We start from the raw sequence: 21,923 nt of genomic DNA on the forward strand, positions 1-21,923 counted from the left end.
CCACGAAGGGCAGACCAGGAAGAGATGTCGAGAAACGGTCTCTGGTCAGCCCTGCAAACGCATTTGCAGGGCGTTGACGGGACCACGCTGGCGATTAAACCGAAAATAATATTGCATTGCGTGATCCTCCTTTCTCAAAAGCTTGCGGGATTCCAATAACATTGCCCGCAAAAAGAGGCAAGGGAGCCGGACGTGCGCCGATTTCCACCACAAACCGTGCATAGAGGATTCCTCTGGGCCGACCGGGAGAACAAGACGCATGCTCATTGCCCATTTGCCGGCAGGCTACATTCTGGCGAGCGCCGCGCGGCAGCGATCCGCTGCGTCCCGCATCGTGGCTGCGGCATTGGTCGGTAGCGCGCTTCCGGATTTCGACATGGTCTATTTCTTTCTGACCGGCGGCAAGGTCCATCATCACGACTATGTCTCCCACTGGCCGCTGTTCTGGCTTGCTCTCGCCGTTGTGGCTCTGCCGGCCGTCGGACGGCTGGCGCCGCGCTGGTTTCCCGCGGCCGCCGTCTTTTTCGCGGCCGTCATGCTCCACATGATCATGGATACGGTCGCCGCGCCGATGCTCTGGCTGGCACCATTTGATTGGTCCAAATTCGAGCTGACGACGGTGCCGGCGGCCTACAGCAACTGGGTCATCAGTTTCATGCTGCACTGGACCTTCGGTCTGGAACTTCTGATCTGTGCGACGGCGTTGATCGTTGCCGTTCGCCGCAACCGTCGTGTTCGAAGCGCAGAACGAGCGTGAGCCGGAATTATCCCGCCGGATCGGCGGAAGGCAGCTCCAGCCGCCGTGTTATCCCTATGCTATCGAGGAACGTCTCGTCATGGCTGACGACGAGCAGCGCTCCATCGAAAGCGCGCAGTCCGGCCTCGACGGCGGCAATCGAGTCGATGTCGAGATGGTTGGTCGGCTCGTCGAGGATCAACAGCGGCGGCGGTGCCGAGCCGAGGACGCAGGCAAGGCCGGCGCGCAGCAATTGCCCGCCGCTCAGCGTCGATACGGTCTGCAGCGCGGCATCGGCCCGGAACATGAAGCGGGCAAGCGCCGCCCGGCAGGTATTTTCATCGGCCTGCGGATTGATCCGACGGAAATTATCGCGGATCGAGGCCGACGGATCGAGAAGGCTGACCTTCTGATCAAGCATCGAGAGGTCGGTCATGACGCTGACCGTGCCGGCCCAGGGTTTCAGAGCGCCGGTAACGAGCGCCAGCAAGGTCGTCTTGCCCGAGCCGTTGCGGCCGGTGACGGCGATACGCTCGGGTCCCGTCACATCGAAGGAGAGATCGCGTATGACGGGATCATCAGGCTGGTAGCCCGATGTCACGCCATCCATCTTCAGCACGATCTTGCTGGCGGGCAGCCCGGTCGGCGGCAGTGTGACCGACAAGGGCTGCAGAATCTCGATCTTCTCGCGCGCTGCTGTTGCCTCTTCCATTGCTTGCGCGCGCCGGCGGTCGGCGAGACGGGCATTGTCGCCACCCGTCGTTTCGCTCCGCTCCTTCATGCCGCCGAGCATGATGCGTGGAATGCCGCCCTTGGCCGCCGTCTTCCGGCCCGCGCTGTCTCTGTGCGCCTGACGCTCCACCGTCGCCTGCGCCTTCCGCGCCACCTCGGCCATGCGTTTTTCGGCTTCAGTGAGATCATGCTGTGCCGCCGCGAGCTCGAGAGCCTTGCGCTCGCGATAATGGCTCCAGTTGCCGCCGAAGCGCGTGGCACTAAGCGACGTCAGTTCGACGATCGCGTCGACGCTTTCGAGCAGTTCCCGGTCATGGCTGACGATGATGGCGCCGGCCCGCCAGGCTGCCATCAGCGCGATCACCGCGTCGCGGCCCTCGCGGTCGAGATTGTTTGTGGGTTCGTCGAGCAGCAGAAAGTCCGGTTCGGTGAAGATCAGCGCCGCCAGCCCGGCACGTGTGCGCTGCCCGCCGGAGAGTGCCGCAAGTGGCGTCTCCGGCAGCGCGTCGAGCCCTGTCCGATTGAGCGCCGCGGCGACGCGCGCCTCCAGCATCCAGTCCGCCGATGCAAGCTCGTCGGCTGTTGCTTGGCCGGCTTCGGCGCGGCGAAGAATAGCGAGCGCATCGGTCACGCCGAAGAGATCGGCGATCGTTTCCTCAGGCGCCACCTGAACGCTCTGCCGCAGCACGCCGAGGCTGCCGCCGACGGATACCGTCCCAGAATGCGGCTGTATCTCACCGGAGACGAGTTTGAGCAGCGTGGTCTTGCCGACGCCGTTGCGCCCGACCAGACCGGTACGCTCCGCCCCGAAACTCAGGTCGAGATTGGAAAAAAGCGGCCGCCCGTCAGGTGCGGACCATGAAATTTGGGAGAGGGTGATGGATGCAGGCATGGATATGGATGTCCCCGTTGGCAAGGCGAACTGGCGTTGCGATCGGGTTGAAATCCATTGCGGCACACATCCTGTTGAATTGGTCGATGGTAGATCATTTAGGGAATAAAGGCTGCGGGTTCAAGCAAAACAGCCGACTTTCCGCCCCGTTTTTCTCGGCGGCTTCGTCCTGAGATTGCCCCTCACCCTAACCCTCTCCCCGTAAAAACGGGGAGAGGGGACGTGCCATGCGCGGGGCCGACGGGAGACGGAGAGGTCGCGGCATGTCCCCTTCGCCCCGCGAGCGGGGAGAAGGTGCCGGCAGGCGGATGAGGGGCTGCACGCCACGCCACCGACGATATGCCTAAAGCGGAGAAGACACTCAGCCCTACCGCTTCAAGCTCCCCAATATCCCACGCACCAGCGCCCGGCCGACTTGGGTCGCAACCGTGCGCGCCACGCTCTTCATCGCCGCTTCCACCACCGTTTCGCGCTGATAGCCGGACGTCCGGCCGCGAGATTGGCCGCGGCCCTGGTTGTCGTCGTCATTGCCGCCGCCGAAGCCCGGCAGATTCCAGCCGGAGGTCGTGTTGCCCTGTTGCTGTGGTGCTTCTTCCTGCGCTCGCTTGGCGGCCTCGGCATCGGCCGCCTTCTTTGCCCGCGCCGCCAACAGCTCGAAGGCGGATTCGCGGTCGACATCCTCGTCATAGACACCGAGAACCGGGCTCCTGTCCATGATCTGCCGGCGCTCGGCATCCGTCACCGGGCCGACGCGGCCGGATGGTGGGCGGACCAGCGTGCGCTCGACGATCGAAGGCGCGCCCTTGGCCTCCAGCGTCGAGACCAGCGCCTCGCCGGTGCCGAGATTGGTGATGACGGTGGCGCAATCGAAGGCCGGATTGGCACGGAAGGTGTCGGCCGCCGTCCTCACTGCCTTCTGCTCGCGCGGCGAATAGGCGCGAAGCGCGTGCTGCGCCCGGTTGCCGAGCTGGGCGAGCACCGTTTCCGGCACGTCGAGCGGGTTCTGCGTCACGAAGTAGACGCCGACGCCCTTGGAACGAATCAACCGTACCACTTGCTCGACGCGTTCGGTCAGCACCTTCGGCGCGTCGTTGAAGAGCAGGTGCGCCTCGTCGAAGAAGAAGACGAGCTTCGGCTTTTCGGGATCGCCCACCTCGGGCAATTCCTCGAAGAGCTCGGAAAGCAGCCAGAGCAGGAAAGTGGCGTAAAGCCGCGGGTTCATCATCAGCTTGTCGGCGGCCAGCACCGAGATCTGGCCGTAGCCATTATTGCTGGTGCGCATGATGTCGGTGATCTTCAGCGCCGGTTCGCCGAAGAAGTGCTCCGCACCCTGCTGTTCGAGAACGAGCAGCGCCCGCTGAATCGAGCCGACCGAAGCCTTGGAGATCAGCCCGTACTGGTTGGAAAGTTGGCTGGCGTTCTCGCCCATATAGTTGAGCAGCGAGCTGAAATCCTTGAGGTCGAGCAACGGCAGCCCACCCTGGTCGGCGATCTTGAAGGCGATGTTGATGACGCCTTCCTGCGGTTCGGAGGCATCCATCAGGCGGGCGAGCAGCAGCGGTCCCATCTCGGCGATGGTAGTGCGCACCCGGTGGCCCTTCTCCCCGAACAGATCCCAGAAGATCACCGGAAACTGGTCGAATTCGTAGTCGGCAAAGCCGATCTGCTCGGCGCGCTTCGTCAGGAAGTCCTTGGGCTCGCCCTTGGCGGCGATGCCGGAAAGATCGCCCTTGATGTCGGCCGCAAACACCGGAACGCCGGCCCGCGAGAAACCTTCGGCCAGCACCTGCAGCGTCACCGTCTTGCCGGTGCCGGTTGCGCCGGTGACGAGGCCGTGGCGATTGCCGAATTTCAGGTCGAGATATTCCGGCTTGTTGATACTGTCATCGGGATTGCGGCTCGCGCCGATGAAAATCTTGCCTTCCTCGATCATTCGGAATGCTCCCTTGGGGCTCTGCCGCCATTTGTATGAGAAGGCGTGCTTCTGCCGCCTTCATCGAACCATCGTTTCCCTGTTATAAGCAGGCAGGCGCATGCGGACAACTGTTTGCATTGAAAGCAAAACCGGACAAAGTGCGGCGCGGGGAGGGACCGGCTTGAGTTGCGGTCAAATCTCGATTAACGTTGACGTTAACGTCAAAAAACAGGAGGCTGACGATGAATGAAATTGTGACCCAGATCGCCGATCGCGTGGGTATTGCGCCTGATTTGGCCGAAAAGGCGCTCGGTATGATGCTCGGCTTCCTGCAGCGCGAGGCCGCCGATGGCCCGGTTGCCAAGATGATCGAAGCGATCCCCGGCGGCGCCGATCTCGTCGCCCAGTTCAATGGCGCAGGTGCCGGCGGCGGCGGTCTGCTCGGCGGGCTGATGAGCTCGCTTGGCGGCGGCGGCATCATGGGGCTCGGCCAGCAACTGATGGGCGAAGGCCTCGGCATGGGCGAGATCACCTCGCTTGCCAAGGAAACCATCGCGATCGCCAAGCAATATGCCGGCGAGGAAGTCGTCGACGAGGTCGTCGCTTCCGTCCCGGGCCTCAGCCAGTTCGTCTGAGACGAAAAATCGGCAGGAGCCTCGCTTTGTTGCGGGGCTCACAGTACTCCCCGCATCGGGGTGAAAAGCAAGCGCTGTCCCTATGGAAGGGGAATTCGTGACCGTCTGGCGCCCATCGCAGCAGATCCGGGTGAAGGTGATCGGCCTCGCCTGGCGGAAAGACCAGCTGCTTGCCGCCGAAGTGGAGGATGACAGCGGTCGCATCAAGGGCGTCCGCCCGCTCGGCGGCGCGATCGAATTCGGCGAGAGCCGCGAAGAGGCCCTGCACCGTGAATTCGGCGAGGAGCTCGATACCGATATCCGGATCGTCGGCCCCTGGCATTTGCTTGAAAACATCTACGAGCATCATGGTGCGACCGGTCACGAATTCATCTTCGCCGCCGACATCGAACTGGCCGATGCATCGCTCTATGAGCGCGACGAAATCCGCTACTGCGAACTCGACGAGACGGCGGCGACAGCGCGCTGGTTCGGCCGCGACAGGCTGCGTGACGCCGGCATCGATCTCTATCCGACAGGCCTCGACAAACTGCTGTCGCGCTGGCGCGATTGAGCCGGAGATCGCCCGCCCTCAGGCGCCATATTCCGATCGCTAAACTTTGATCGTCCGCCCCCGCTTCCGGGGGAACAATGACGTCGTCCTGCTGTTTCTGCCGCATCGCCGAAACCAGAAGGAATAGCATCATGCGTATGTTTCTTGCAGCAGCCTCGATCATTCTCCTCGGATTCGCCGCGCCGGCCTTCTCCCAGGCGCTTGCTGATATGGACTATAGCGGCCGCTTCGGCGGTATGCCGCCCGGCACGGTGCCGGGGGCGGAATCCAGCAGCGGACTCGTGATTCCGTTCGATTCTGTCGAAACCGGTGATATCAACGTCGTCATTCCGCCGGATCGACCCACGTGCCCGCGGCCCGGGACGCGTCAGTACCGCGCGGCCGAGCGCGACGGTACGCTAAGCGACGCCTGCCGCTGACGGGGTAGTCCGGGATTGGAAGGCAGAACCGTCTATTTGCCGTTTCTGTGCAACAAAACGCCGAGCTCATGCCACTCCCGCCTGTCGCGCTGGATCAGTTCGTCGGCGCAGGCCGGTCCCATGCTGCCCGGCGCGTAAGCGTCAGGCACGCTCTGATCCCCAGCCCAGATGTCGAGGAAGGGTTGCACCGCCGCCCATCCGGCCTCGATGCCGTCGGCGCGCTGGAACAGCGTCTGGTCGCCGATGAAGAGATCGTAGAGCAGTGATTCATAGCCGGTCGTCTTGGCAATATCGAATTTGTCGGCATAGCGGAAATCGAGCGAGACCGGCACCGTGTCAACGGAAAGCCCCGGCGATTTGATCGAGATTTCCATGCTCATGCCCTCGTCGGGCTGCACCTGGATCACCAGCCGGTTTGGCGGCAGGCGACTATTGACCTCGGTCTCGCGAAACTGCGCAAACGGCACCGGCTGGAAGGTGATGACGATCTCGGTGTCGCGCGCCGTCAGCGCCTTGCCCGTCCTGAGATAGAAGGGCACGCCGGCCCAGCGCCAGGTATCGGCATAGAGCTTCAGCGCCACGAAGGTCTCAGTCCTGCTGTCGGGCGAGACGTCCTTGGTATCGCGATAAGCCGGAAGCTCAGTGCCATTAAGTGGGCCTGCGCCATAGGCGCCGCGCACGCCATGCGTCTTGGCCTCCTCAGGCGTATAGATGCGTAGCGCCTTCAGCACCTTGCTCTTCTCGTTGCGGATCGCTTCGGCATCGAAGCTGTTCGGCGGCTCCATGGCGATCATCGCCAGCAGCTGGAAGAGATGGTTCGGCACCATGTCGCGCAATGCGCCGGTTGCATCATAGAATTTGCCGCGGCTGCCGACATCGACGATCTCGGTGGCGGTGATCTGCACATGGTCGATGTAGCGGTTGTTCCACAAGGACTCGATCATCATATTGGCAAAGCGCGCCGTCATCAGGTTCTGCACGGTTTCCTTGCCGAGGAAATGGTCGAGCCGGTAGACTTGGCTTTCCTCGACCTGGGCGAGGATCTGCGCATTGAGCGCCTGCGCCGAGGCGAGATCGGTTCCGAACGGCTTTTCGATCGCGACGCGGCGAAAGACGCCGTCGCTTTCATCGGTCAGCCCATGAGCGGCGAGCTTCTCGACGATCGTCCCGAAAAAGGATGGCGGGACGGCGAGATAGAAGGCGGCATTGGCATTCGGGCCTAGCCGCTTGCCGATCTCGACGAAAATATCGTCCTTGGTGAAATCCCCGGACGTATAGGAAATGCGCCGGCGCAGGCTTTCCCAGGCTTCGTCCTTCACCCTCGGCTCTTCGCCACTCAGATGGCTGAGGAATTGGTCGAGCCGCCCGCGCAGGAACTCGTCGTCACCCGGCTCGATGCCGATGCCGAGAATCTGGAGATCCTCGCCGACCAGGCGGCTGCGCGTCAGATTGATGATCGCCGGCACCAGCAGGCGACGCGTCAGGTCTCCCGTGGCGCCGAAGATGACGAGGGTGACCGGCGGGGTAGGGGCAGCGTCCATGTGTCATCTCCTTGGATTTTCCGGCCGACTATACTGCGCGCCAGCTTTGCCGCAACATATGCAGGCGAGGGATAACAGGCATTTGACATCCTCCGGCGCCTGCGGCCGCCCGCCCCTCATCCGCCTGCCGGCACCTTCTCCCCGTAAACGGGGCGAAGGGACATGCCGCAACGTCTCCGTTCCCGCCAGCCTCTCGCAGGGCACGTCCCCTCTCCCTGTTTACGGGGAGAGGGTTAGGGTGAGGGCAAGCCACACGGTAGGTTAGGGTGTGAGGGGCAGCCATCGACACGACCCAGCATGCCGGGCGCGGCCGATTACCCTTTCACCGCCACCATGAAGATCCTCGGAAACCTGAGCAGCACCCGCCCGTCCGACATCTTGGGATAGGCCTTTTCCAACCGCTTGAGGTAATCCGTCAGAAATGCCTCGCGATGCTCTTCGCCGGCATGGGCGAGATAAGGCATCAGCCCGGTTCCCTTCACCCATTCGACGATCGCTGCAGCATCCGCCATCGGGTGATTGTAGACGGTGTGCCAGATATCGACACGCGCGGCTTTGGCGATCAGCCGGCTGTAATAGGTGGATGGCGGCGGCAGCGGCTTGCGGCGCACGCTCTTCGCCTCGAAGGCGGATTTCCACGGGCCGGCATGGGCGGTCTCCTCCATCGCCAGATGCGAGGGTTCGCCGAGATTGTCGGGCATCTGCACGGCCAGCACGCCGCCTTCGGAAAGCCCGTCCATCAGCCGGTCGAAGATATCGAGATGATCGGGCAGCCATTGGAAGACGGCATTGGCAAACAGCAGGTCGGCGGGCTCAGTCGGCTGCCAGATGCCTAGATCGGCCTCGACGAAGGCAGTGCCTGGAAGCCGCTTGCGGGCCGCTTCCAGCATGTTCATGTCGCTGTCGACGCCGGAGACGCCGTCCGCCCCATAGCGCTCGATGATCAGTTCGGTCGAATTGCCCGGGCCGCAGCCGAGATCGATGGCATGACGAATGTTTTGCAGCGGCACCTGTGCCAACAGGTCGCGCGCTGGTCGCGTGCGCTCATCCTCGAATTTCACATATTGATTGGCGGACCATGCCATGGCGTTCACTCCTGCTGTCAGGCCACATCGTCCATGTGGTGGATGCGGATCTTGTCGATGTTACGGCCGTCGAGATTGACGACTTCTCAGGCGAAGTCGCCGGCGACGAAGCTTCACTCAGCCGACACAAGTATTTTGTCCACGCGCCTCCCGTCGAGATCGACGACTTCAAAGCGCCATCCATCTCTCGTGAAGCTCTCGCCCAATTCCGGCAGATGTTTCAACTCTTCCAACACCAGGCCAGCGACCGTCTGATATTCCAAATCGCCATCGAGCCTGAGGTTTAGGAATTCAGCGAACTCGTCAATTGGCGTCCAGCCCGACACGAGATAAGACCCGTCGTCTCGACGAGCGATGGCCTGTTCATCGACAGGCCCCTCCTGGAGAGCCCCCATGATTGCTTCCAAAATGTCACCTGACGAGACAACCCCCTCGAAGTGGCCGTACTCGTCGAAAACCAGCACCATGTGAACGGGCGATTTCCTGATTGCTTCAATCACATTGATGGCAGTTGAAAGGTCTGAAACCACCGGGACGTCTTGCGTCAGAGCCTTGATGTCGGCACTGCCGTGTTCGGACATCGAGTCGTAGAAGTCCTTGACCGGAAGGATGCCGATCACCTCGTCCGAACTGCCTTTTCGAACGGGCAACCGCGACCGCTTCGTCCTGTGCAACTGGGTCCGAATTTCATCAAGGCTGTCGTCGATATCAATAATTTCGACGTCCCGTCGTGGCGTCATAAGCGCTCGGGCGGTGCGGTCCGCCAGCCGCATGACACCTGATATCATCGCGGACTCTTCGCTTTCGATAACTCCAGCCGACTGCGCCTCGGCCAGAACAGTTTTGATCTCTGCGTCAGAGACATTGTCGCCACCTTTTCCTGCCTGGCCCAAGAGCTTCAGTACAAGGTTTCCGGAGGCGTTTAGAAGCCACACGAGTGGCAGCGCGATTTTTGAAAGGACCGCCATGGCTGGTGCGACCTTGGCCGCAACCGCTTCGGGTTCCCGTAGTGCGATCTGCTTCGGAACAAGTTCGCCGATGATCAACGAAAGATATGTGATTGCCACAACGACCGAACCTACGCCAAGGGCATCAGCGGCCGTCGATGACATCCCCTGGGCTTCTAGCCATCCGCTCAGGCGGCCGCCGAGCGTGGCCCCTGAGAAAGCGCCGGATAGAACGCCGACCAGCGTGATGCCGATCTGCACCGTAGAGAGAAAACGACCGGGATTTTCGGCAAGTTTGATCGCTTGAGCTGCACCCTTGCTTCCATTGTCGGAGAGAACTTTTAGGCGGGCTGTTCGAGAAGACACAACGGCCAGCTCAGACATGGCGAGCACACCATTCAGGATGGTGAGAAACGCCACAATTCCAATTTCCAGAAACACAGGGACCCTATTCGTTGAGGTTGTAATGCCGCATTCGTCAGGCGAAGCGGCGAGGCATTCGAAGGGATGCTCTATATACGCATATACGCATCGCCTATTTCCATCATCGTGTTGACATCAGTGCGGGTTCCATCAGGCCGCTCCTTTGAAGTGAATGTCATGGGCCATCGTTAAAACCGGGTAGGCCCCGCGGCCGCCCGTCATCGACAATGGTCTGGGAAGCGGCCCTCTCTGCGGGAGCCTTGATATGCCTGAGGCGAGGCGGAGGTCATCGCACCGTCTACAATGGTCGCCTGCTTCCTCGGCCGGGAGATCCCGGTTGGAAGGGGAGGAGCTTGTACTGGATGGGTCGCTGTCAGGCATGTCGCAATTTTGACGGTGAAACAGTGCCAACGCAAGAGGCGCAGGGCGAAAATCCTTATAGCGTCTTGATGTGACAGTTTCGCCAACGGCAGCAAGCACAGCATTTGCGCGTCTTAAAAGAGGCGCAGCAGGCTGCCCGGTCATAGGTAAAGCTGGCGCAATACACCGTAAATTAACAGCCGCTCCGTATTTTCTTTAAATTGCGAACGATTTCCGTGACGTGCAGCCATGTCCTGAAATCAGTTCTCGGTCAGGGGGAAGCCGGGACGGAATAGATCGGTGCGCGATCGACGACCTGCCCGCTCGAGGAGGTTAAGCGCATGCAGTTCAAATCGGCTACTGGACGCAACATTTTTTCCGTGGCGGCCTGCGGTGTCATCGCGACGATCGCGGCATCGGGCGTTCTTTTTTACATCGCCTACAACGATATGCGCAAATCGAGCCTCGACGAGATGCTGCAGATCGCTGCTGCCAATGCGCTCAACGTCGAGAAATCCATGAGCGTTGCGCTCGGTATCGTCAATGCGTTGGAAACGTCGCTGTCGACGATGAAGGACGGCGGAAGCGCCAATCGTGCTGCTGCCGACGACCTGCTGAAGAACATGCTGCAGGACAATCCGATGGCGCTCGGTGTTTGGACCGGCTGGGAACCGAATGCCTTTGACGGCAAGGACAAGGATTTCGTCGGCAAGGAAGGCCACGACACGACCGGTCGCTACGTGCCTTACTGGGTCCGCAGTGGCGACAAGATCCAGCACACGCCGCTGGTCGACTATGCCGTATCGGGCGCCGGCGATTACTACCAGCTGCCCTTTACCCAGAAAAAGGCCGTGGTCATCGAACCTTATGTTTACGCGGTCGACGGCAAGGACGTGCTGATGACCTCGGTCGCCAAGCCGATCATGGTCGACGGCAAAGCGCTCGGCGTTGCCGGCATGGATATTTCGCTCGACGACGCCAACAAGGCGATCTCGGCAGTCCACCCGATGGAGACCGGCTATCTTAGCCTGGTGACCGGCGCCGGCAGCATCATCAGCCATCCCTCCGCCGAGCTCGCAGGCAAGAATATCAAGGACGGCGGTGATTTGACCGCCGGCTGGGATCAGTTGATCGCCAAGCCCGGCGTCGCGCGGGAGATCGCAGCGCGGGACGGCAAGACCTATTTCTCGGTCGCCTATCCGGTAAAGTTGACGACTGACCTGAACTGGTACGCCGTCGTCTCGGTGCCGAAATCCACCGTCTTTGCCCAGCTCGACAACATGGCCTGGAGCGCCGTTGCGATCACCGCCATCGCGGCTCTCCTGCTCGGTCTTTCAGGCTGGCTCATCGCCCGCAAATTCATCCGCCGCATAGAGGGCGTGATCGCCGAGACCGATCGCATCGCCCATGGCCAGCTCGACGTGCAATTGAGCGACAAGAATGCCAAGGACGAAATCGGCGACCTCTCGCGTTCCCTCGCCATCCTGCTGGAAAGCAATCGCCAGAAGATCAAGCTCGAAGCCGATGCGGAAACCTCCCGGGCCCGCGAAGAGGTCGAACGGCAGGAACGTTCCGTCCATCATGCCGCCCGTGAGGATTCGATCAAGTTCGCGGTCAGCGAACTCGGCAACGGACTGGCCAGCCTTTCGAATGGAGACATGACCATCCGGCTGGAAAAGCCGTTTGCCGACTCGCTTGACGAAATCCGCGTCGATTTCAACGCGTCCGTCGAAAAGCTTCAGGCAGCCCTGATTTCCTTCTCCGAAAACGCCGCCGTCATCCAGGCGGGTTCTGAAGAAATCCGCTCCGGCGCCGACGATCTCGCTCGCCGCACAGAACAGCAGGCCGCCTCCGTCGAGGAGACTGCCGCCGCGCTCGAGCAGATCACCACCTCTATCAAGGACTCCACTCTTCGCGCCGAGGAAGCGGGCGCGCTCGTCAGCCGCACCAAGGATGGTGCGGAAAAGTCTGGAGAGGTCGTGCGCAATGCCGTCGACGCCATGACCGGCATCGAGCAATCCTCGCAGTCGATCTCCAACATCATCGGCGTGATCGACGATATTGCCTTCCAGACCAATCTGCTGGCCCTTAATGCAGGTGTAGAAGCGGCGCGTGCAGGGGAGGCCGGCAAGGGCTTCGCCGTTGTCGCACAGGAAGTGCGTGAACTCGCGCAGCGTTCGGCGACGGCCGCCAAGGAGATCAAGGCGCTGATCACCTCGTCCGGCGACCAGGTCAAGCGTGGCGTCGATCTCGTCGGCCAGACCGGCAAGGCGCTGCAGGCGATCGTTGCCGAAGTCCAGCAGATCAACAGCAATGTCCAGGCGGTCGTCCAGGCCGCCCGCGAACAGTCGACGGGTCTCTTGGAGATCAACACGGCGGTCAACCAGATGGACCAGTCGACCCAGAAGAATGCCGCAATGGTCGAGGAATCGAACGCCGCCTCGCACACGCTGGTGACGGAAGTATCTGCCCTTTCAGAGCGTCTGGCACAGTTCAATCTCGGCCAGACGGCCAACGCGGCTCCTGCCGCCAGGACGACTGCCAAGCCGTTGGCACGCCCGGTCGCGGCGACGCTTGCGGCGCGCAGACCGGTTCCCGCGTCGGCCACCGACCATGCCAGGCCCGCTCCCTCGCCGGCGCGCGCACTCGGCGGCAAGCTCGCAGCCGCCTTCGGCACCTCAGCCGCACCGGCTTCGACCGAGGGCAACTGGGAAGAGTTCTAGACACTCCACACGCGTCCTCGACGGCGGCAGACATTGTTTTCCTCCAGCGGACAGAGCTGCAAGGACAGGACGCGTTCAATTTTGATTTGAAAGCATTCAATATCTCGCGCTAGGGTCACACAAACCAGCATAAGCGCAAAGTCCTCGGAGTTGCCGATGACGTTTCCCAATCCCTCTGCCGCCTTTGACCGCATGCTCATCATGGGCAATGGCGGCGCGGGTAAAACATGGCTCGCCTGTCGTATCGCTGAGCAGCTTCACCATCCGGTTGTCCACCTTGATGACATGCATTGGGAGCCGGGGCGCTACGGTATCGATCGCGACAGGGCGTTGCGGGATGAGATGGTCATGGCAGCGGCCGAGGGCGACGCCTGGGTCATGGAGGGCGTTTACGGGCAATTGGTGAACATGGTCCTCAACCGCACGACGATCCTGGTCTGGATTGATCTGCCGGAGGAGGAATGCATCGCCAACATCAAGCTGCGAGGCATCCAAGGCGGCGAGACGGCAACGCAATTCGATGGCCTTTTGAACTGGGTGGCCGAATACCGGAGTAGAACGAACAACTGGAATTCATTCGAGACGCACGCGCGATTGTTCTCGGTCTTTTCCCGTCCGAAATTCCTGTTGTCGAACCGTGAGGCCGTCACCGATTTTGCCGACCGGTTGTCCACCAGCATCAACGAGGCCGCCGATGAACGAGCCCAGATTTCCGAATGACGAGCGCGAAGACCCCTGGATCGTCGTCCAGGTGTCTTCGGATGAACACTGGAACGCCTACCACGACATCCGCCGCGCTGTCCTCTTCGAGGCCCGCGAGTTGATTGGCTATGATGCAAACCATCCCGATGATCGAAGGGATGGACATTTCCCTTTGCTGCTTTTGCTCGAAAATACGCCGGTCGGTGCGGCTCGCCTCGATCTGATGGACGATGCGGCGGCGTGGGTGCGAACCGTCGCGATCAGCGCGGAATGCCAGGGAAAGGGGTACGGGCGGACGCTCATGGCAGGCCTCGAAAAATTGGCATCACAACACGGGGTCAAGAGGTTGCTTGTGAATGCGGCGCGAGACGCCGTGGGATTCTACGGCGCGCTCGGGTGGACCGTCGTTGAGGCCGGTGGTGAAACCCCGGTGCTGACTAAGGAATTGCGAACCGGGCCTCAATGGTGAAGTATTGCGCTGACCGCGAGCTGCTCTGACGTTCTCGTGGAGCCTCTCCAAAAACGACGAGGTCACGATGCTCATTATCTTCGGTGGTCTGCCTGGCAGTGGAAAGACGACGATTGCCCGCGCCTTGGCTGAGCGGTTGAATGCGGTCCATGTGCGCGTCGATACCATCGAGCAGGCAATCCGTGCCTCCGGAATTGCCGATGATGCCGGGCCTGCAGGCTATATCGTGGCTTACGGTATTGCCGGAGACAATCTGACCCTTGGCAGGACTGTCATTGCCGACTCCGTCAACTCGCTTCGGATAACCCGGTCGGCGTGGCTTTCGGTCGCACAAGCGGCTGGGGTGACGGCGGCGGAGGTCGAGGTCATTTGCTCGGACAAAGCCGAGCACCGCAACCGTGTCGAAACGCGCCTCACTGACGTCGAAGGTCTGGTGAAGCCGACATGGCAAGAGACTTCCGAAAGAGCCTATGACGAATGGCACGATGCGATCGTCATCGATACGGCTTGGAAAACGGTCGACGCCGTTTTGGATGAACTGGTGAGCCGATTGAAATCGGCCCCGCCAAATGCCTAGCATAACCGACGAAGGAACGCATGATGTCGTCCGAAAAACGACACCACGCGCTCGCGCCGTCACGCCGCGAGGATGGTGATCCCGTAGGCATTGGCGGCCGCCGTCATGCGGGCGATGGTTTCGGCTGAAGGGCTGGCTTTTGGTGGCTCGGTTGCGCCTTCCGCTTCGATGAACTCGGCCATGTCCCGATCGACGATCGCAGAAAAGACCACGGGGGCGGTTCCGCGGTTGGAATAGCCGTGCACCATGAAGGGCGGGATGGTGACGATGTCGCCGGCGCTGGCCTCGATCTCTTCGGGGCCGCTGTCGCTCAGGCGCCAGATCGTCAGGTTTCCCTCGAGGATGCGGAACACTTCAGGGCTCGCATGCGCATGTTTCGGCGTCCGGCTGCCTGATGGCACGGTGACGTCGAAGAGATTGAGCCAGGTTCCGCTGATCCGCAGCCGCCGCTCGACCCGATCACCGAGGACGAAAAACCGCTTGGCCTCGTCGCTGGCAGGCATTTTCACAAATGAGTTGGACATCATGTCTCTTTCTTTTTCTTACGGGCTTTTTCTTGCGGGCGCAGCCGTTAGACCTTTGCGACGCCTTTGACAACCCGCCCTGTTGTTGAGGGTAACATCGCCGAGCGCTTTCAAAGAAACGCGCTATATCAGCGGAAGCGCTGAACAAACGGCTCCGTTGCCGGGGGTTCAACGCCGCTCGCGCGCCACTGCGTCACGAGACTGTCGGGGCCGATATCGGTACTTCGGGGCGTTTCCGCAAGGTCCGCCAATGCCGCATCAGCTATGCGGAAATGACTGAGGCCCGAGGGTTTCGAAAGGTTCTGCACCTGTAATACCGCCGACACAGAAGGGGTGCATAGAACGCGGCGGCCGTTCTTGGGGCCGTCCTTCCACGCCGTCCCGGCATTCACATTGATCATTCACATTGATGGAGCGCATCCATGTCCTCTCTTCCCGTCGTCGGCGCCGCCATGACGCTCGATGAAGTTGAACTTCACCGTGATTGGCTCTTCGAAAAGTCCCGCGATCTCGAATTGCAGAGCTTCATCGATGCCGAGGTTCTGAACGGCGACTGGGCGCCGCTTGCCGCCCGCACCAGGCGGCTTCTCGACGGTCATGGCGGCCGCCTCGGCATTCACGGCCCGTTCTGGGGCTTCACCATCGCCTCGGAAGATCCCGATATCCGCGCCATCGTCACCCGGCGCCTGCTGCAGGGCCTCGATGTCTGCGCCGCCATCGGCGCGACCCATATGGTCATCCACAGCCCTTATACGTCCTGGTCCTACAACAATCTCGACGACAATGCCGGCGCCCGCGAAGCCTTGGCCGAGCGCACGCACATGACCCTGCGCGACGCCGTCAGGCGCGCCGAGGATATCGGCTGCACAATGGTCATCGAGAACATCGAGGACAAGGATCCGCATATTCGCGTGGCGCTTGCCGAGAGCTTCAATTCGCCAGCGGTCACGGTCTCGATCGATACCGGTCACGCCCATTATGCCCATGGCTATACCGGTGCGCCGCCGGTCGATTATTACGTCAAGGCCGCCGGCAATCGCCTCCAGCATGTCCACCTGCAGGATGCCGACGGATATGCCGACCGCCACTGGAGCCTCGGCGAAGGCACGATCCGCTGGCATGCCGTCTTCGCAGCCCTTGCCAAGCTCGAAAGCAATCCGCGCCTCATCATCGAGATCAAGGACAAGTTGAAGATCCCGGCCTCTGCTGCCTATCTCGCCTCAATCGGCGTGGCCGAATAAGGCCAGTTGCCCGTTCCACTCTCCCTGGTTCCTGTGTTCGTCACAGGCGGGGAGGGTGGAGTTCCCTCATGAAAACCGGGTAATCACGCTGATCCCCGTAGACTCAGCCTTGTCGAGCGCCATCAGCGCCGGCACGGCCTCCTCGAGGCTGATGCGGCGTCCGATCAGCTTCTGCGGTGCGATCTTTCCGGCCGAAAGCATCGACAGCATGGCGTCGTATCGCCATGCCTGCATGCCGTGGCTGCCGTAGATTTCCAGCTCTTGGCCGATCACCTGTGCCATCGGGATTTGCGGCGTCGCATGCTCGCCGAGCATCAACCCCACCTGCACATGCCGTCCGCGCCGGCGCAGATTCTTGATCGAGTTGAAGCAGGTGACGGGATGGCCGAGCGCGTCGATCGAGACATGCGCGCCGCCCTTGGTGATCTCGCGCACCGCCTCCGCCACATCGGCGACGCCTGACGCGTTGACCGTCGCCACCGCCCCGCACTCCCGGGCAAAGGCGAGCTTCTCCTCGGAAATGTCGATGCCGATCGCATTCGCCCCAAGCGCCGTGGCGATCATGATCGCCGACAGGCCGACACCGCCGCAGCCATGCACTGAGATCCATTCGCCGGGCCTGGTGCGCGCCTGGTCGGCGACGGCGCGAAACGAGGTGGCGAAGCGGCAGCCGAGGCTTGCCGCCGTCGCATCGTCGATCGTATCGGGCAGGTGCACCAGATTGGTATCGGCATAATCGATCGCCACATATTCGGCAAACGACCCCCAATGGGTGAAGCCCGGCTGGAACTGGTTCGGGCAGACCTGCTGGTTGCCGGAATGGCACTCCCCGCAATGGCCGCAGCCGGAAACGAAGGGCACGGTCACCCGGTCGCCCACCTTGAAGCGCATCACGCCGCGGCCGGTGGCGACGATCCGCCCGGCAAGCTCATGTCCCGGCACATGCGGCAGGCGGATATCCGGGTCGTGGCCCATCCAGCCGTGCCAGTCACTGCGGCAGAGCCCGCTGGCCCCGACGGATATGACGACACCGTCCTCTGTCGGAGTCGGATCGGCAACGGTGCGGATTTCGGGCGCCTGTTCGAAGGCTTCGTAGAACATGGCTTTCATCGGCGTCTTCCCTTGCTGCTTATCCGCTGTTGCGCCCATCATCGCATGCGGCAGCCAGCCATTCCAACATTCCATTCCATCATTTTTGCTGATGCACCCATCGATGAAGCTGCCGTTGCTGCGCACGAATATTGCGGCCTGGCGCCATTCCCCGGCATTTTCTTGCTTCCGTGTTTCCGCTCGGGATTTGTCCTTGACCCGGCTTGCCGCGGCGGTTTTTCCTTCTCCGGCTTCAGGAGGAAACCATCATGGCCGTCGATACATCACCCCGTTCAACCACCTGGACTCATGTCGACGGAGAGTGGCTCCCCGGCAATCCGCCGCTGATCGGGCCTACCTCGCATGCCATGTGGCTGGGCTCGACGGTCTTCGACGGCGCCCGCTGGTTCGACGGCATCGCGCCGGATCTCGACCTGCACTGCCAGCGCATCAACCGCTCGGCGCTCGCCATGGGCCTGAAGCCGGTGAAATCAGCCGAGGAGATTGTGGCACTTGCCTGGGAAGGCGTTGCGAAATTCGATGGCGCCACGGCGATTTATATCAAGCCGATGTATTGGGGCGAGCACGGTTCGCCGGGCAGCGTCGTCGCCGTCGACGGGGAATCGACCCGCTTCGCGCTCTGCCTGTTCGAGGCGCCGATGGGCGGCCATGGCGGCACAAGCCTCACAGTCTCGCCCTATCGCCGCCCGTCGCCGGAAACGGCGATGACCGAGGCGAAGACCGGCTCGCTCTATCCAAACAGCGGCCGCATGATCGCCGAAGCGCGCAGCCGCGGTTTCGACAATGCGCTGGTGCGCGACCTGAACGGCAACGTCGTCGAGACCGCTTCCTCGAACGTCTTCATGGTCAAGGACGGCGTGGTGATGACGCCCGCCGCCAACCGCACCTTCCTCGCCGGCATTACGCGTTCCCGCGTCATCGGCCTGCTGCGCAAGGCCGGTTTCGACGTGCATGAAGCAGCGCTCTCCGTCGAGGATTTCCTGCAGGCCGACGAGATCTTCACCACCGGCAACTATTCCAAAGTCGTCGGCGTCACCCGCCTCGACGACCGCAATCTCCAGGAAGGCCCGGTCACCCGCAAGGCGCTGGAACTTTACATGGACTGGGCCTTCGGCCGCAGCGAGAGCGAGGAGTGAGGAGAGGTCCCGCGAAGCGGGAGCAATCGATCCAGTGAATCGATTGCAACGACGAACGCCCGAAGCGCAAGCGCAGGGCTGCAGCGGTTCGGCGGATCAGAGCCCAGCCCGCCCCTCATCCGCCTGCCGGCACCTTCTCCCCGCTTGCGGGGCGAAGGGGGATAGCCGCAGCCTCTCAGTTCACGCAAGGGTCGTCAAAAGTACTCATCTCGCCTGTAGAAATTGCCGTAGAGGTGCGTCAGCACCGAATTGGCTGCCAATTTTTCTTCATCGCTGTCGCCATAAACCAGTTTGGGCGGATCGCTTTCGCTAAAGATGAGAGCGACAAAATGATTGTAACCCGCGCCGGCGATCCCTGTCGAAACGTCGCGCCCCTCGATGATCGTACCGTTCTGTGCAGAGCCACTCGCGGCTGCCGACGCTTCGAAACGCGATTTATTGAAAATGACGTACCATAGCCAAGGATCGAACAAAGGCACGGTGATCATCGTCAAACCGGAACAATGATGATAGCAATAAGACGACTCACCATTCCACGGATACGACGACGAAATAACGCGACTAATGCGCCGATAAACCAAACGAACAGTATGCCCGCGACCGAGAGAAAGAGCAGCGGCCCTCCCAATAGATCCAAGAGTCCTCGTAGCCCATTGGCCGAATCAAGCGGCCAAAAATCCAAGGCGCGATGGTAAGCTGCACACGCGATGCCAAGAAAAGCGGCGATGACCATTCGCCGAACATTCCAAATATCTATGGGCACAGCCGACACACCATCCTGTTGTTTTTCATAGTCGAATGGTGTCCAGCGAAGTCGAGGCATTTTTGGGGCCGAACGGCATTGCTGCCGAATTCCGCTGTGTTGCAGTGAAGGGTGACCTCCAATGTAAAATTACCCCTCACGTCATCCACTTCCGATGCTCAGCAAATCTCTCCGCCAAGAGATCGATGAACAGCCGCACCTTCGTCGGCAGATGGCTGCGGTTGGGGTAGACGGCGTTGATGTTGAATTCCACCGGCCGGTAGTCCGGCATGATCTTCACCAGCCGCCCTTCGGCGATGTCGTCGAACACCACGAAACTCGGCGCCAGGAAGATGCCCCGCCCGGTCAGCGTCAGGAAACGCAGCATCTCGGCGCTGTTGGAGACGACGTTGCCGCTGATCTTGACGCTCTCCTTGTTCCCCTCGCCATCCTCGAAGCGCCATTCGTCGCCATAGGGGTAATAGGCATATTGCAGGCAATTGTGATCGGCGACCTCGGCCGGCGTCTTCGGCATCGGATGGCTCTGGAAATAGGCCGGCGAGCAGACGAGCATATGGCGCCAGGGTGTCAGCTTGCGGGCGACGAGTGATGAATCCGGCGGCGGTACGGTGCGCATCACCAGGTCGTAGCCATCCTCGATCATGTCGACCATCCGTTCGCCGACGCTGAAATCGAGTGAGATCGACGGATAAAGCTCCATAAATTCGCTGACGACGGGCAGCAGGAAACGCACGATGGCACTGCTGGTATAGACCTTCAGCGTGCCCCGCGGCGTCGTGCTCAGCGCGCCGGCCGTCCGGTCCGCCTCATCGAGTTCGGCCAGGATCTGCGACGAGCGCTCATAATAATATTTGCCGGTCTCCGTCAGGCTGACCTTGCGCGTCGTGCGGTTAAGCAGCCGCACGCCGAGCCGGTCCTCCAGCGATTGCACGTGATTGCCGACCATGGTGACGGACATGTTGAGCCGGCGCGCGGCGGCGGAAAAACCGCCGCATTCCACCACGCGGCCAAACACCATGAGGCTGGTTAGTCGATCCATATTGCCCTCGGATTATCCGCTGAGAGTTGATGATCCTTCCCGATTTAAGCAGATTATCAAAATGAATGTCAGGGTGCATTTTCCTTCGCATCGAACAGGGCCTCTCGCAGAGGAGGCCAACGGTGAAGGAGAATGACGATGGTCGAGTTGCCCCGCAAAGACGTTTTCGAAAGTGCGAGGGAGGCTGAGCAGATCCTGGCCGAGGAAGCCGCCAGGGCACCCGCCGTCGAGGCGCGCCCCATGCCTGTCTCCGAAGCGCCGGTTGCGGACGCACCGGTCGCGGATGCTCCCAAAAAGACTGGCCGTCGCATCGTCAAGCGCGCCGTCATCGCCGCCGTCCTGCTTGCCGGCGTCGCTTTCGCTGGCGACTTCGGCTACCGCTACTGGACGGTCGGCCGCTTCATCGAATCCACCGACGATGCCTATGTGAAAGCCGATTACACCACCGTCGCCCCGAAGGTCGCCGGCTATATCAAGGCAGTGCTCGTCAACGACAATGACGCGGTCAAGGCCGGCCAGGTTCTCGCCCGTATCGACGACCGCGACTTTCAGGCCGCATTGTCGCAGGCGAAGGCCGATGTGAAGGCGGCCGAGGCCGCCATCACCAATATCGACGCCCAGATCTCTCTGCAGCAATCGGTGATCGAGCAGGCCAAGGCGACGGTCGATGCCTCGCAGGCCTCGTTCGATTTTGCCGTGTCCGATGCCGCCCGCTCGGCCCGCCTGATCACCAACGGCGCCGGCACCCAGTCTCGTGCCGAACAGACGCAGTCGGCCCGCGACCAGGCCGCTGCCGCCGTCGAGCGCGACCGGGCAGCCCTCGTCACGGCTCAGAACAAGGTGCCGGTGCTTCAGACTGAGCGCGAACAGACGGTTGCCCAGCGCGACCGTGCGGCGGCCGCCGCGCAGCAGGCGGAGCTCAACCTCTCCTATACGGATATCGTCGCCGCCGTCGACGGCACGGTCGGCGCCCGGTCGATCCGGGTCGGCCAGTATGTCACCTCGGGCACCCAGCTGATGGCCGTCGTGCCGCTGCATGCGGTCTATGTCGTCGCCAATTTCAAGGAAACGCAGCTGACCTATATCAGCCCCGGCCAGTCGGTGGAGATCAAGATCGACAGCTTTCCCGATATCTCGATCAAGGGCCATGTCGACAGCGTTTCGCCGGCAAGCGGGCTGGAATTCTCGCTGCTGCCGCCGGACAATGCCACCGGCAATTTCACCAAGATCGTCCAGCGCATCCCGGTCAAGATCGTCATCGACGACGAGGCTCTGAGCGGCCTGTTGCGCTCGGGCATGTCGGTCGAGCCCGAAATCGATACCAAGGCTGCCCAAACCCATGCTGCCCAGACCTCTGGGGCAGCCAAGGAGGGATCATCCAACCCTGCTGGATGATCCTTT

At 61.6% G+C, this 21,923-nt stretch carries 21 protein-coding genes; 11 read left to right on the plus strand and 10 right to left on the minus strand.

All coding sequences use genetic code 11. The features are described 5' to 3' along the window. Window positions 1–259: 259 nt before the first annotated feature. Window positions 260–757 carry a metal-dependent hydrolase gene (locus tag RL_RS06830; RefSeq protein WP_011651025.1) on the plus strand — a complete coding sequence of 166 codons (498 nt, stop codon included), beginning with the start codon at window positions 260–262 and terminating at the stop codon, window positions 755–757. 7 nt (window positions 758–764) lie between these two features. Here RL_RS06830 and RL_RS06835 read toward each other — a convergent pair whose 3' ends face one another. Beyond that, window positions 765–2,360, minus strand: coding sequence for an ABC-F family ATP-binding cassette domain-containing protein (locus tag RL_RS06835; RefSeq protein WP_011651026.1), 1,596 nt, complete (start codon window positions 2,358–2,360; stop codon window positions 765–767). Window positions 2,361–2,727: 367 nt separating this feature from the next. After that, window positions 2,728–4,293: a helicase HerA-like C-terminal domain-containing protein gene (locus RL_RS06840; protein ID WP_011651027.1), complete on the minus strand. Its 1,566-nt coding sequence runs from the start codon at window positions 4,291–4,293 to the stop codon at window positions 2,728–2,730. Between the two features lie 224 nt (window positions 4,294–4,517). Here RL_RS06840 and RL_RS06845 point away from each other — a divergent pair, with 224 nt between their 5' ends. The 3 genes from RL_RS06845 (at window position 4,518) to RL_RS06855 (ending at window position 5,882) form a co-directional block, all read left to right on the plus strand. Then, a complete protein-coding gene (locus tag RL_RS06845) occupies window positions 4,518–4,910 on the plus strand; it encodes a hypothetical protein (protein ID WP_003546502.1) in 393 nt (130 codons plus the stop codon). A gap of 97 nt (window positions 4,911–5,007) precedes the next feature. Then, window positions 5,008–5,463 carry an NUDIX hydrolase gene (locus RL_RS06850; RefSeq protein ID WP_011651028.1) on the plus strand — a complete coding sequence of 152 codons (456 nt, stop codon included), beginning with the start codon at window positions 5,008–5,010 and terminating at the stop codon, window positions 5,461–5,463. A gap of 131 nt (window positions 5,464–5,594) precedes the next feature. Beyond that, window positions 5,595–5,882 (plus strand): hypothetical protein, encoded by a 288-nt coding sequence (locus RL_RS06855; RefSeq protein WP_028741569.1) that lies wholly within the window; start codon window positions 5,595–5,597, stop codon window positions 5,880–5,882. A gap of 32 nt (window positions 5,883–5,914) precedes the next feature. On the opposite strand, the gene zwf is transcribed toward RL_RS06855, so the two are convergent. The 3 genes from zwf to RL_RS06870 all read right to left on the minus strand — a co-directional run bounded on the left by zwf (window position 5,915) and on the right by RL_RS06870 (window position 9,896). After that, window positions 5,915–7,423, minus strand: a complete 1,509-nt coding sequence (gene zwf, locus RL_RS06860; protein WP_011651030.1) for a glucose-6-phosphate dehydrogenase — start codon at window positions 7,421–7,423, stop codon at window positions 5,915–5,917. 314 nt (window positions 7,424–7,737) lie between these two features. Continuing rightward, window positions 7,738–8,508 carry a trans-aconitate 2-methyltransferase gene (gene tam, locus RL_RS06865; protein ID WP_028741567.1) on the minus strand — a complete coding sequence of 257 codons (771 nt, stop codon included), beginning with the start codon at window positions 8,506–8,508 and terminating at the stop codon, window positions 7,738–7,740. 113 nt (window positions 8,509–8,621) lie between these two features. Beyond that, entirely contained in the window at window positions 8,622–9,896 is a 1,275-nt protein-coding gene (locus tag RL_RS06870; protein WP_011651032.1) for a hemolysin family protein, read from the minus strand. Window positions 9,897–10,579: 683 nt separating this feature from the next. Here RL_RS06870 and RL_RS06875 point away from each other — a divergent pair. The 4 genes from RL_RS06875 to RL_RS06890 all read left to right on the plus strand — a co-directional run bounded on the left by RL_RS06875 (window position 10,580) and on the right by RL_RS06890 (window position 14,709). Next, window positions 10,580–12,961, plus strand: a complete 2,382-nt coding sequence (locus RL_RS06875) for a methyl-accepting chemotaxis protein (protein ID WP_011651033.1) — start codon at window positions 10,580–10,582, stop codon at window positions 12,959–12,961. 156 nt (window positions 12,962–13,117) lie between these two features. After that, window positions 13,118–13,681, plus strand: a complete 564-nt coding sequence (locus tag RL_RS06880) for an ATPase AAA (RefSeq protein WP_011651034.1) — start codon at window positions 13,118–13,120, stop codon at window positions 13,679–13,681. Next, window positions 13,656–14,132 (plus strand): GNAT family N-acetyltransferase, encoded by a 477-nt coding sequence (locus RL_RS06885; protein ID WP_028741566.1) that lies wholly within the window; start codon window positions 13,656–13,658, stop codon window positions 14,130–14,132. The genes RL_RS06880 and RL_RS06885 overlap by 26 nt, the downstream gene beginning before the upstream one ends. Window positions 14,133–14,199: 67 nt before the next feature. Next, window positions 14,200–14,709, plus strand: a complete 510-nt coding sequence (locus RL_RS06890) for an AAA family ATPase (RefSeq protein WP_011651036.1) — start codon at window positions 14,200–14,202, stop codon at window positions 14,707–14,709. Window positions 14,710–14,768: 59 nt separating this feature from the next. On the opposite strand, the gene RL_RS06895 is transcribed toward RL_RS06890, so the two are convergent. Continuing rightward, window positions 14,769–15,236, minus strand: coding sequence for a cupin domain-containing protein (locus tag RL_RS06895; protein WP_028741565.1), 468 nt, complete (start codon window positions 15,234–15,236; stop codon window positions 14,769–14,771). 419 nt (window positions 15,237–15,655) lie between these two features. Here RL_RS06895 and RL_RS06905 point away from each other — a divergent pair, with 419 nt between their 5' ends. Further along, window positions 15,656–16,474: a sugar phosphate isomerase/epimerase family protein gene (locus RL_RS06905; RefSeq protein ID WP_011651039.1), complete on the plus strand. Its 819-nt coding sequence runs from the start codon at window positions 15,656–15,658 to the stop codon at window positions 16,472–16,474. A gap of 66 nt (window positions 16,475–16,540) precedes the next feature. On the opposite strand, the gene RL_RS06910 is transcribed toward RL_RS06905, so the two are convergent. After that, window positions 16,541–17,584 (minus strand): zinc-dependent alcohol dehydrogenase family protein, encoded by a 1,044-nt coding sequence (locus RL_RS06910; protein ID WP_011651040.1) that lies wholly within the window; start codon window positions 17,582–17,584, stop codon window positions 16,541–16,543. A 248-nt stretch (window positions 17,585–17,832) separates the two neighbouring features. On the opposite strand from RL_RS06910, the gene RL_RS06915 reads away from it, so the two are divergent. Beyond that, window positions 17,833–18,720 carry a branched-chain amino acid aminotransferase gene (locus tag RL_RS06915; RefSeq protein ID WP_011651041.1) on the plus strand — a complete coding sequence of 296 codons (888 nt, stop codon included), beginning with the start codon at window positions 17,833–17,835 and terminating at the stop codon, window positions 18,718–18,720. Window positions 18,721–18,914: 194 nt separating this feature from the next. Here the strand turns inward: RL_RS06915 and RL_RS40455 are convergent, their stop codons facing one another. From RL_RS40455 to RL_RS06925, 3 genes are all read right to left on the minus strand, one after another. Beyond that, window positions 18,915–19,208: a hypothetical protein gene (locus RL_RS40455; protein ID WP_244432359.1), complete on the minus strand. Its 294-nt coding sequence runs from the start codon at window positions 19,206–19,208 to the stop codon at window positions 18,915–18,917. A gap of 2 nt (window positions 19,209–19,210) precedes the next feature. Continuing rightward, complete coding sequence (locus RL_RS40460; protein ID WP_244432360.1) at window positions 19,211–19,453, minus strand: hypothetical protein; 243 nt, start codon at window positions 19,451–19,453, stop codon at window positions 19,211–19,213. A gap of 166 nt (window positions 19,454–19,619) precedes the next feature. Further along, window positions 19,620–20,522 (minus strand): LysR family transcriptional regulator, encoded by a 903-nt coding sequence (locus tag RL_RS06925; protein WP_011651043.1) that lies wholly within the window; start codon window positions 20,520–20,522, stop codon window positions 19,620–19,622. A gap of 138 nt (window positions 20,523–20,660) precedes the next feature. Between RL_RS06925 and RL_RS06930 the strand changes: the two genes are divergently transcribed. Further along, window positions 20,661–21,917 (plus strand): HlyD family secretion protein, encoded by a 1,257-nt coding sequence (locus RL_RS06930; RefSeq protein WP_028741561.1) that lies wholly within the window; start codon window positions 20,661–20,663, stop codon window positions 21,915–21,917. The last annotated feature ends 6 nt before the right edge of the window (window positions 21,918–21,923 follow it).

Origin of the sequence: Rhizobium johnstonii 3841, assembly GCF_000009265.1 — a bacterium.
Taxonomy (GTDB): Bacteria; Pseudomonadota; Alphaproteobacteria; order Rhizobiales; family Rhizobiaceae; genus Rhizobium; species Rhizobium acaciae.